Below are 11,031 nucleotides of genomic sequence, written 5' to 3'. Positions count from 1 at the left end.
ACTTTCGTATAGTACTATTATACTACATCGAAATCCTGAGTGAAAGAAAAAAGACAACCGCCTCCTATTAGGAGGCTAGTTGTCTACAGTCTGAGGCAGGGCCCATTGGGGTCCTGCCTGATCTATATTAATAATTTAATTTCCGCAGCCGCAGCCATCGGATTCTGCTTCCGCAGCCCGGGGCTGAGGAAAGCCGCCTGGCCTGCCCCAGCTGGCATCATTAAAGCCCTGCCAGTATCCGTTGCGGAAGCCTTCGCGGTATGCCTGGCGCCTGGCGCCTGCACAGATGTCACGGCATCCGCAGCTATTGCTGTTATTGCCGCATCCACATCCGCTGTTTCCACAACCACAGCTATTATTGCCGCAGTTATTATTGCCGCAGCTATTGTTGCCGCATCCGCAGCCAAAACCGCCGCAGCCAAAACAACAACGATTACATCTACAACCACATCCACATCCAAATCTAAAGCAACACATATATCGCACTCTCCTTTTTTATTGGTTTGTACTATATCATATGGGACGCGCAGACAAAGTGTTACTGTTTTTCTTTCATGACTTTTCTGTCACGGGCTGTTGGCTGTGTCATAAACTATAATAAAAGAAAAGATATTGGAAGGAGTATCCATCCTATGGATTCCTATACAGATGTAAGCGGACAGTGCTGCGGGTGCGGCTGCAGACATGTGTCCTGTAACACTTCCAGCCAAAATGACAGCGGCTCTTACTGGCAGCCGGATTATCCGGATATGAATACAGTACCCTGGGCCGTCAGCGACAACAACACCGTACCTTCATATTCATATATGGATCAAACATATCCGGATATGGATCAGACATATCCTAATATGAATCAGACATATCCTAATATGAATCAGATGGTATGTGTTTCTACAGAGCCGGGCTGTCTGGAACAGCAGTTCCCGGTTGCAATGGCATATGTGCCATGGCAGCAGTGGCAGACCACCTACGCCCCGGAGAGGGGGCTGGTACAGGGAACGATTTTCCCTGACCTGGATCTTCAATTTAACTACGGGAGGTGCAGCAGATGACAAACTTTGATTTTGGAACTTCCCGTGAAGCCATGCTGCGTCAGGTAGACGAGGCTGGTTTTGCCGTGGTTGATGCAAACCTCTATTTAGACACCCACCCCTGTGATGCTGCAGCCATTGATTATTATAATCAGATGGCACAGGCATACCGGAGTGCGGCAGATGCCTTTGAAGCACAGTTCGGGCCGCTGACCGCATCCGCTAACAATGATACTGCGTACTGGTCCTGGGTCAATGATCCATGGCCATGGGAAGGAGGGTGCTGATATGTGGATATATGAAAAAAGACTGGAGTTCCCTGTTAATATCAAAGAACCCAATGCTCAGATGGCGCAGTTTATAATGAGCCAGTACGGCGGCCCTGACGGCGAGATGGGCGCGTCCATGCGTTACCTGTCCCAGCGCTACACCATGCCTTACAAGGAGTGCAAGGCAGCCCTCACCGATATTGGAACGGAAGAGCTGGCCCACCTTGAGATTGTTGCAACCATTGTCCATCAGCTTACCAGGAACCTGACGGCAGACCAGCTGGTAGAACAGGGCTTTGGCCCTTACTACATTGACCATGCCACAGGTATCTGGCCCCAGGCAGCAGGCGGTATCCCCTTTAATGCGTGCGAATTCCAGTCCAAGGGCGATGTGATCACGGATCTCCACGAGGATATGGCAGCTGAGCAGAAGGCCAGAAGTACCTATGACAACATCCTGCGCGTTGTGAAGGATTATGATGTCTGTGAACCCATTAAGTTCCTCAGGGCCAGGGAAGTGGTCCATTACCAGCGGTTTGGTGAATGTCTGAGGATTACCCAGGATAAGCTGGACAGCAGGAATTTCTATGCATTTAACCCTGAATTTGATATGCAGTCCAATCCCTGCCAGCAGTAGATTTGCTGAAAGAAATCCATTGAACACAAAAACAGTGCAGGTATCCGCTACCTGCACTGTTCCTACGCCAGCCGTACCAGTTCCCCGCCGATCAGCTCCACATCCTCCTCCTGGTGGGTAGACAGTATCAGGATACGGCCATTCTGCTTTTCCCTGATATAGGCGATGACGCTGCGCTTTAAATCTTCATCCATTCCGGTAAAGGGTTCATCCATCAGCAGGACATGGGAAGGGGTGAGCAAAGCCCTGAGAACTGCCACCCGCCGCTTCATACCGCCGCTTAAAGTGGATACCGGGCGGCTTAGGCATTCCTCGGGAAGCAGTTTGACCATCTCCCATCTTACGCGGGATGCTTTCATGGAACGGCCTGTGCACATGGTTACATTTTCCACGGGCGAGAAAGACTCACACAGCCTGTCCTCCTGGAATACGGCGGATACGGCGGCTGGTTCAATGTCAACCTCCAGTGTTCCCTCATCCGGCTGTTCCAGTCCCATGAGGATGCGCAGCAGGGTGGTCTTGCCTGAACCGGAGGGGCTCATAAGGCAGTAACAGCCGCCGTCCCTGAAGGTCAGATTGATGTCCCGGAGAACAGGCAGCCCGTTGAAGGATTTTGCTATATGCTTTAGTTCGATCTTCATTTGTTGCCTCCTTGTCGCGCATTTTCCTTTAATGCCGTACTTTCTTTAACAGATACAGGAACAGGTGCTCAAACAGTGCGCTGACAATGATGATCACAAAGGTCCAGGCAAACAGACCTGCAGTGTCCAGATAAAGCTTGGAGTAATAGAGCTGTTCGCCGATGGAGCCTTCCGGGATACCGATCACCTCCGCGGCCACGCCGGATTTCCAGCTCATGCCAAGGGCGGTCCTGCATCCGCTGATCAGGTAAGGAAGAAGACCGGGAATGTAGATATACCGCACCTGCTTGTACAGGGGCATGGAAAAGACCCTGGCCATCTCCAGCAGCTTCCGGTCCGTGTGTTCCAGGCCTGAGAGTGTACTCACATAGATCATGGGTACTACCACCAGAAAGGAAGTGAACACGGACAGGTTATGGGAGCCGATCCAGATCAGAGCAAGAATGACAAAGGAGGCCACAGGCACGGATTTGATTAACAGCATGATGGGCTCCAGCAGTTCCTTTACCAGGCCGGACACATAGGCCAGGCTTCCCAGAAGGATCCCCAGGACAAATGCGCCCAGGAATCCGATGCTGATCCTGGCAAAGGAATTAAAGATGGAGGCCCAGAAAGAGCTGTCCCGGACAAGCTCCATAAGGGCCAGGATCATGTCCATGGGTCCTACAAATATGATGTTATTGTGTATCAGCATATTGGCGGCCTGCCATACTGCAATCCAGAACAGCCATATGAGATATTTTCTTAATCGGGTATTCTGCTTCATGAACCGTGTCTCCGGAATGCCGAATTATGGCATGTAATAAAAGTCATCTCCTGGCAGCTGTCCACCAATGGACTTGGGATCCTGTTCCATCAGGGTGGATAAATAGCCGCTTAGGGCATCTTTCATCTCCTGACCGGTGAGGCACACAATGTTGCAATAGGGAAGGGCCTTCTGGGCAATGGGGGCCTTTTCAACAATGCCCTGTGCCGCGATCAGTTCAGCGGCCTCCTCTACATGCTCTGTGGCAAAGAGGGCAGACTGGGCATGCTCCTCCAGGAATTCAGCTACAGGCGCCTGGTTCTCCCTGAGAAAATCGCTGCGAACCAGAGTGACGCCGGTGACCAGCATGCTGCCGGTATCCTTGTTTAGCAGGTTCCACTGCTCTGTCAGGTCCAGAACTGTCTTTAGATCCGGGTTCTGGATGCAGGCCGCAGTGGCAAATGGCTGCGGAAGGACGCCGATGGCGCTTGAATCTTCTTTCAGGAGAGATGCCACCTCAGTGGCCTCGGACTTGAACTGAAGGTCCACATCAGAGGTTGAAAGTCCATTTCCCTTTAACAGGTAATTCATTACATACTCGGGGGTGGTGCCCTTTCCTGTCATGTAAATGCTCCTGCCCTTTAAGTCGGCCATGGAGGTGATGGAATCATCGGATGCCACCACGTACAGCACGCCCAGGGTATTGATGTCCAGGACCGTTACATTTCCCTGGGTCTTGTTGTAAAGGACGCTTGCCACATTGGCCGGGACCAGGGCAATGTCCAGGTCTCCGTTTGCAATCTTGCCCACCAGTTCATCCGCCTTGCCGGCCATGGTAAACTCGTAGACATTGGCAGTTTCTCCCTTGGAGGCCTTGTCCATCAGGGATACCAGACCCATGGAGGTCGGTCCCTTCAGGGAGCCCACACGGACGCCGGCCTGGCAGGTGAGCTCCGGATCCTCCTGGCCGGATGCGCTCTCGGCCGTGGATCCTTCTTCGGCTGCGGCTGATTCCTCGGCAGACTGGGAGGAAATCTCCGTGGAGGCCGGGGCCTCCGTCTGCGCCTGGCCGGCTGTTGCGGAAGGGGATGAACCGGAGGCGCCGCTGCATCCTCCAAGGGCCAGAGATGCACCCATAACGGCTGTGATCAGTAACAAAATCGACTTTTTCATAATACATTCGCTCCTCTCATAAATATCCTTTACTATAGCACAACAAGCCCTTGTTTTCTATAAAATATTTGAGAAATATTATTGATATAAATATCACAATATGAGATAATGGAGGCATGGTTTGGGGTGAGCCCATAATACACGCAGATAGTGGAGGAATAAGGATGAAAGTAACGATTTGTATTGGAAGTGCCTGTCATTTAAAGGGGTCCCGTGAGATTATCGCCAAGCTTCAGAAACTGGTGGATGAGAACGGACTGTCCGACAAGGTAGACTTAAACGGTGCGTTTTGCACAGGCAATTGTGACCATGGGGTATGCGTGACGGTGGAAGGCGAGCTGTATTCCCTGAGACCGGAAGACACAGAAGAATTCTTTGAAAATGAGATTAAGGGGAGACTTTGATTATGGGCATGGAAATCATAGATTTCAAAGCCACAAAGTGCAAACACTGCTATAAGTGTGTCCGTTATTGCGAAGTTAAAGCCATCCAGGTCAAGGACGAACGGGCGGTGATCATGTCGGACAAATGTATCCTTTGCGGACATTGTCTGAAGATCTGTCCCCAGTCAGCCAAAACGCTGCGAAGCGATCTGGATATGGTGAAGGGATTTATAAGGGAAGGCATGCGGGTAGTGGTGTCCATTGCACCGGCTTACATGGGACTTTTAAAATATAAGACGATCGGCCAGGTGAGGGGGGCGCTTATGCGCCTTGGCTTTGAGGATGTAAGGGAGACTTCAGAGGGGGCCGCATTCGTGACAGCGGAATACGCAAAGCTTTTGAAAGAGCACAGGATGGACAATATCATAACCACCTGCTGCCCAAGCGTCAATGACCTGATCGAGATATATTATCCTCAGCTTGTGCCTTACATGGCTCCCGTGGTATCGCCCATGATCGCCCATGGCAAGCTTCTGAAGGAGGAGCTGGGCCGGAATGTGAAGGTGGTGTTCCTGGGACCGTGTATTGCAAAGAAAAAAGAATCCAGGGATCCAAGGCATGACACCTATATCGATGCGGTGCTTAATTTCAATGATATCAACAAGTGGCTGGAGGAAGAGGACATAGTCATTGAGGATTGTGAGGACCAGCCCTTTACAGCATTTGACCCAAGGGTCAACCGCCTTTATCCCGTGACCAACGGCGTGGTGAACTCCGTATTGGCCACCGAGGAGGAGAGCGATGGCTACAGGAAATTTTATGTCCATGGAGTGGCCAACTGTATTGATCTGTGCAAGAGCATGTCCCGGGGTGAGATCAAGGGCTGTTTTATTGAGATGAATATGTGCTCCGGCGGCTGTATCAAGGGGCCGACTGTGAATGATGAATTTATTTCCAGATTCAAGGTAAAGCTGGATATGGAGGAGACCATAGGCAGGGAGCCGGCAGAGGCCAGCCGGATGCAGCCTGTGTGGGAGAACGTAAACTTTGGCAAGCGGTTTGAGGACCACGCGCCAAAGGATCCGCAGCCTACCGAAGACCAGATACGTGAGATCCTGCGCATGACCAACAAGTTAAAACCCGAGGACGAACTGAACTGCGGCGCCTGCGGTTATCCTACCTGCAGGGAGAAGGCGATCGCCGTATTCCAGCACAAGGCAGAGGTGAGCATGTGTATTCCATTCATGCATGAGAAGGCGGAGTCCATGTCCAACCTGGTAATGGAGACCTCCCCTAACATTGTGCTGATCGTGGGGGATGATATGCGCATTCTGGAATATTCGGATGTGGGGGAGAAGTATTTTGGAAAGACCAGGTCTGAGGCACTGCAGATGTACCTGTACGAACTCATTGACCCAGTGAATTTCCAGTGGGTATTTGACACACACCAGAACATTCACGGCAAGAGGGTGAATTATCCTGAGTACAAGCTGTCCACCCTTCAGAATATTGTATACATAGAGAAGGAAAATGCAGTTCTGGCCACCTTTATCGACATTACAAGGGAGGAAGAACTGGCTCAGGAAGAGTACGAGAAAAAGCTGGAGACCATTGACCTGGCTCAGAAGATCATCCACAAGCAGATGATGGTGGCCCAGGAGATCGCCGGACTTTTAGGCGAGACAACGGCTGAGACAAAGACCACCCTGACCAAGCTGTGCCATTCCCTGTTGGAGGATGGGGCGGATGCAGGATATGCAGGGGGTGAGGAGGACCGGGATATCCCCAATGTGCAGCTGGGAAGCGGCGCAGTGCCTTTGAGCGGGGTCATGACACCCGGAAACCTGGGAGGCGGTGCAGGCGCGGGAAGTACCAGCCCAGGCAGTGCAACATCCGGGACAATGTCCGGTACAACATCCGGGACACCGTCCGGGACGCCTGCAGCAGCTGATGCCCGAAATGCCTCTGAAGCCGGAGTCAGCAGCGGGGCGGCACCTAAGGAGAAAGCCTCCAAAGGGTATGTCCATATAGGAAGCGCTGCTCCCGCAGGCAAAAAGACGGGGTATGTCCATCTGAGCAGTTCTGATTTGAAAAAACCAGGCGGCAGCGGAGGTAGATAATGGGAATTACAGTGGATGTTGCTTATAAAAGCCTGAATAAATACACCGAGATCCTCTGCGGGGACAAGGTGGAACTGCTGCAGACCGCGGATTCCAACATCATGATTCTGGCTGACGGCATGGGAAGCGGCGTCAAGGCCAATATCCTTTCCACCCTGACGTCCAAGATACTGGGAACCATGTTCTTAAACGGCGCTACCCTGGAAGAGTGCGTGGACACCATCAGTGAGACACTGCCCATCTGCCAGGTGCGGCAGGTGGCATATTCCACCTTCAGCATCCTGCAGGTATACCACAACGGCGATGCTTATCTGGTGGAGTATGACAATCCGGGATGTATTTTCATACGTGACGGCAAGCTCATGAAGATTCCTAAGAATGTCCGCGTCATCCAGGGCAAGGAGATCAATGAGTACAGGTTTAAGGTCCAAAAGGGAGATGCTCTGATCCTTATGAGCGATGGTACTATCCATGCGGGAGTGGGAGAGCTTCTAAACTTTGGATGGCTGTGGCAGGACATTGCGGACTATGCGGTGCGCCAGTATGCCATGACCGTGTCAGCCATGCGTCTGGCCGCATCCATCAGCAGGGCCTGTGATGAGCTTTATCAGTTCAGGCCGGGGGATGATACCACGGTTGCATGCATGCGGATCATTGACAGCAAGCCGGTGCACCTTATGACCGGACCTGCCCGCAACCCGGAGGATGATGTACGCATGGTCCATGAATTCCTGGATGATCCCAATGCCAAGACCATTGTGTGCGGCGGGACCAGCGCCACGATTGTGTCCAGGGTATTGGGGAAAAAGCTGGATGTTTCCCTGGATTATGTGGATCCGGAGATCCCGCCTATTGCCTATATGGACGGCGTGGACCTGGTGACAGAGGGTGTACTGACCCTGAACAGGGTGTTGCAGCTGCTGCGCAGGTATGTGAAGAATGAAACCGTGTCCGAGGAATTCTTCCAGGAGCTGGATAAGCCCAACGGCGGTTCCATGGTAGCCAAAGTGCTGATCGAGGACTGTACGGAAGTGCATTTATATGTTGGAAAAGCGATCAACAGCGCCTATCAGAACCCGGGCCTTCCCTTTGATCTGGGTATCCGCCAGAACCTTGTGGAACAGCTGGGACGTGTGATCGAAGAGATGGGTAAAAAAGTAGTCGTTACATATTATTAACTTTGTATCTCATTAAATACTTGCTTTTTCCGCATAAATATAGTAGATTTTCAGTTGTTGATATATTATTAACAATCATGGATGGAATGGATATAGAGGTGTATTTCACTGCACTTAGAGAACCAGATACGGTCTCTAAGTGCTCATAACGAGCCACTCCACTAGGTTCGTTTAGGACCTCACCAAGTGGAGATGACATGTATCGCACGTAAGAAACCCAAATACGGTCTCTAAGTGCTCATAACGAGGAGGAAAAGAGAATGGTAACCAATGATGCAACGATCCTGCGCTTGAAGCATGATGTTCTGTACGAAGTGGCCAAGGCTGCATGGGAAGGGAATCTTGAGGAAAAACGCGGGGAGATTCCCTATACCATGATCCCCGGACCCCAGGCAACCTACCGCTGCTGTATTTATAAGGAGAGGGAGATCATCAAGCAGAGGGTACGCCTTGCAGAGGGGAAATGTCCGGCAGGAAAGGATACTTCCAATGTGGTGCAGGTCATCAACGCAGCCTGTGAGGAGTGTCCCATTGCTTCCTACATAGTGACGGACAACTGCCGCAAGTGTATGGGAAAGGCCTGTCAGAATTCCTGTAATTTCGGTGCCATCAGCATGGGGCGGGAGCGCGCTTACATTGAACCGACAAAGTGTAAGGAATGCGGAAAGTGTTCACAGGCATGCCCCTATAATGCAATCGCACATCTGGAGCGCCCCTGTAAGAAGATCTGCCCCGTGGATGCCATTACTTATGATGAGTACGGCATCTGTGTGATCGATGAGAAGAAATGTATCCAGTGCGGCGCCTGTATCCACAGCTGCCCCTTTGGCGCCATTGGTTCCAAGACGTTTATGGTGGATGTCATCCGCCTGATCAAGGCCGGCAAGAGGGTCGTGGCCATGGTGGCGCCTGCCACGGAAGGCCAGTTTGGCCCGGATGTGACCATGGCCAGCTGGAGGATCGCTTTAAAACAGCTTGGCTTTGCGGATATGGTGGAAGTGGGACTGGGCGGCGATATGACAGCTGCTTACGAGGCCGAGGAGTGGGCTGAGGCACACAAGGAAGGCAAAAAGATGACCACCTCCTGCTGTCCTGCATTTGTGAACATGATCAAGCAGCATTTCCCCATGCTTTTGGAGAACATGTCCACAACGGTTTCCCCCATGTGTGCGGTTTCCAGAATGATCAAGAGCCAGGATCCGGAGTCCATCACTGTGTTTATCGGACCGTGTATTGCAAAGAAGAGTGAGAGCCTGGACCTTAATGTTAAGGGAAATGCAGACTATGCCATGACCTTTGGCGAGATCCGCGCCATGATGCGCGCCAAGGGCGTGGAACTTCAGCCGGCGGAGAACGACTATCAGGAGAGCTCCGTATTCGGCAAGCGCTTTGGCAATGGCGGAGGCGTTACCGCAGCCGTGCTTCAGTGCCTGAAGGAGATGGATGAAAACACAGATATCAAGGTAAACCGATGCAACGGCGCTGCAGAGTGCAAGAAAGCCCTGCTGCTCTTAAAGGTAGGACGGCTTCCCGAGGACTTTATCGAGGGAATGGCCTGTGTGGGAGGCTGCGTAGGCGGTCCCAGCAGACACAAAACCGAGGTAGAAGCCAAGAAAGCCAGGGATCAGCTGATTGGTTCAGCTGAGGAGAGGAATGTGCTGGAGAATCTGAAAAAGTATCCCATGGATGCGTTTTCTATGCACCGGCATTAAGCTGCGGCAGTTTAGATGCCGGTTGTGGTATTTGAGAGGATATGATGAAAAAGACCACAGGATGTGGTGGTTCCTGAAGGAAAGTTGAGTGGAATCACGGCCTGGAAATGGGTGTTTTTCAGGGCGTGAGAAATAGATGCCTTGGCCCTGGGAGATGAATGCTCCCGGGGCCTTTTTTGGTATTTAAAATACAATAAGCAATAGATTAATATGTATGTAGATATGATGATAGTTAATTTGGCATGAAGGGTATAGGAATTGATATTCTTGAAACTGGAAGAGTAGAGCCAATGGTAGATAGTCAAATGCGGGGATTCATAAGACAGTTTACAGAAAAGGAAATTGAAGAAGTTCTGAAACAGGAAAATCAGTATATTGCTTTTGCTAAGAGGTTTTCATTAAAGGAAGCAGTATACAAAAGTTTACATACATTTGAGGGTATACGAAGCTTTCAAGAGATAGAAATCTTGACAGACTCAAATGGTATTCTATTTGTTTCTCTGTATGGAAGAATAAAAGAGATCGCAGATAAAAACGGTATATCGCAGATTCTTTTGTCCGTGTCTTATGAGAGGGATACTATTGTGTCAATGGCATTTGCGGAATAGAAGATTCGACTGAAATGTAATACAGAGAAGCATGAATATGGTAACCTGAATAAACCCTTGTAATGCACTGTAAGCCGTTGTGTTGGCTTTTAGCTTATCGCACGGCTAACCCACAGAAAACTGGGCAATACGGCCGCTTCTGTTATTTAAGTCCATCGAAACCAGACATTAGCAGTGATAAAAATGATGCAATGTCAAAACAATAATGTGCAGCCGGAAATAGTGTCGATTATAATAAGCATTTGTCCCAATAAAAAAATTAGAAGATTTGTATCTTAGCAACTATTCCGCCGCAGCAACACATTAAGAGGCGGAAGGTTACAAATGAAGATAAATTAAGCAAATTTGCATCCTTAAGGTAAAGGGGATGCTTTGTGGAAGATATGATGTATGATTTTTTTTTGGGGGGGGGGGGGGGGGGGGTACCGGCTAAAACCGAATTTTAACCCCAAAAATGAAGGAAAAAGAAAAACCCAAAAAATTCGGGCCATTTTAAATGCAAAATAAAATAAGGGAATTTATATTCATTTTTCC

The 11,031-nt window shown here is 50.4% G+C and carries 12 protein-coding genes; 8 read left to right on the top strand and 4 right to left on the bottom strand.

Going from position 1 to position 11,031, the window contains the following annotated elements:
* Window positions 1-122: 122 nt before the first annotated feature.
* Window positions 123-449, bottom strand: coding sequence for a hypothetical protein (locus ABID13_RS28125; RefSeq protein ID WP_147329430.1), 327 nt, complete (start codon window positions 447-449; stop codon window positions 123-125).
* Between the two features lie 183 nt (window positions 450-632).
* Here ABID13_RS28125 and ABID13_RS28120 point away from each other — a divergent pair, with 183 nt between their 5' ends.
* From ABID13_RS28120 to ABID13_RS28110, 3 genes are read left to right on the top strand one after another with little or no spacing between them, the layout of a single operon-like run.
* Window positions 633-1,052, top strand: a complete 420-nt coding sequence (locus tag ABID13_RS28120) for a spore coat associated protein CotJA (protein WP_048929505.1) — start codon at window positions 633-635, stop codon at window positions 1,050-1,052.
* The gene (locus tag ABID13_RS28115; protein ID WP_007863179.1) at window positions 1,049-1,318 is read left to right on the top strand and encodes a spore coat protein CotJB; all 270 of its coding nucleotides are present in this window, start codon (window positions 1,049-1,051) and stop codon (window positions 1,316-1,318) included. The genes ABID13_RS28120 and ABID13_RS28115 overlap by 4 nt, the downstream gene beginning before the upstream one ends.
* Before the next feature lies 1 nt (window position 1,319).
* A complete protein-coding gene (locus tag ABID13_RS28110) occupies window positions 1,320-1,937 on the top strand; it encodes a manganese catalase family protein (protein ID WP_007863177.1) in 618 nt (205 codons plus the stop codon).
* A gap of 62 nt (window positions 1,938-1,999) precedes the next feature.
* Here ABID13_RS28110 and ABID13_RS28105 read toward each other — a convergent pair whose 3' ends face one another.
* From ABID13_RS28105 to ABID13_RS28095, 3 genes are read right to left on the bottom strand one after another with little or no spacing between them, the layout of a single operon-like run.
* On the bottom strand, window positions 2,000-2,578 hold the full coding sequence (locus ABID13_RS28105) for an ATP-binding cassette domain-containing protein (RefSeq protein WP_048929504.1): 579 nt from the start codon (window positions 2,576-2,578) through the stop codon (window positions 2,000-2,002).
* A 28-nt stretch (window positions 2,579-2,606) separates the two neighbouring features.
* On the bottom strand, window positions 2,607-3,344 hold the full coding sequence (locus ABID13_RS28100; RefSeq protein WP_045091808.1) for an ABC transporter permease: 738 nt from the start codon (window positions 3,342-3,344) through the stop codon (window positions 2,607-2,609).
* 24 nt (window positions 3,345-3,368) lie between these two features.
* Window positions 3,369-4,496: an ABC transporter substrate-binding protein gene (locus ABID13_RS28095; RefSeq protein ID WP_007863171.1), complete on the bottom strand. Its 1,128-nt coding sequence runs from the start codon at window positions 4,494-4,496 to the stop codon at window positions 3,369-3,371.
* A gap of 164 nt (window positions 4,497-4,660) precedes the next feature.
* Between ABID13_RS28095 and ABID13_RS28090 the strand changes: the two genes are divergently transcribed.
* From ABID13_RS28090 to ABID13_RS28070, 5 genes are all read left to right on the top strand, one after another.
* Window positions 4,661-4,900, top strand: a complete 240-nt coding sequence (locus tag ABID13_RS28090) for a (2Fe-2S) ferredoxin domain-containing protein (RefSeq protein ID WP_007863169.1) — start codon at window positions 4,661-4,663, stop codon at window positions 4,898-4,900.
* Between the two features lie 2 nt (window positions 4,901-4,902).
* Entirely contained in the window at window positions 4,903-6,999 is a 2,097-nt protein-coding gene (locus tag ABID13_RS28085) for a [Fe-Fe] hydrogenase large subunit C-terminal domain-containing protein (protein ID WP_007863168.1), read from the top strand.
* Window positions 6,999-8,177 carry a SpoIIE family protein phosphatase gene (locus ABID13_RS28080; protein ID WP_007863167.1) on the top strand — a complete coding sequence of 393 codons (1,179 nt, stop codon included), beginning with the start codon at window positions 6,999-7,001 and terminating at the stop codon, window positions 8,175-8,177. Before ABID13_RS28085 ends, ABID13_RS28080 begins: the two co-directional genes overlap by 1 nt.
* Window positions 8,178-8,437: 260 nt before the next feature.
* A complete protein-coding gene (locus ABID13_RS28075; RefSeq protein WP_007863166.1) occupies window positions 8,438-9,889 on the top strand; it encodes a 4Fe-4S dicluster domain-containing protein in 1,452 nt (483 codons plus the stop codon).
* A 242-nt stretch (window positions 9,890-10,131) separates the two neighbouring features.
* Window positions 10,132-10,497 carry a holo-ACP synthase gene (locus tag ABID13_RS28070; RefSeq protein ID WP_082173822.1) on the top strand — a complete coding sequence of 122 codons (366 nt, stop codon included), beginning with the start codon at window positions 10,132-10,134 and terminating at the stop codon, window positions 10,495-10,497.
* Window positions 10,498-11,031: the final 534 nt, after the last annotated feature.

The organism is Enterocloster citroniae (assembly GCF_040545455.1).
GTDB classification, from domain to species: domain Bacteria; phylum Bacillota; class Clostridia; order Lachnospirales; family Lachnospiraceae; genus Enterocloster; species Enterocloster citroniae.
The sequence above is the reverse complement of the archived record's forward strand: the minus strand, read 5'-3'. Positions and strand labels throughout refer to the sequence as shown.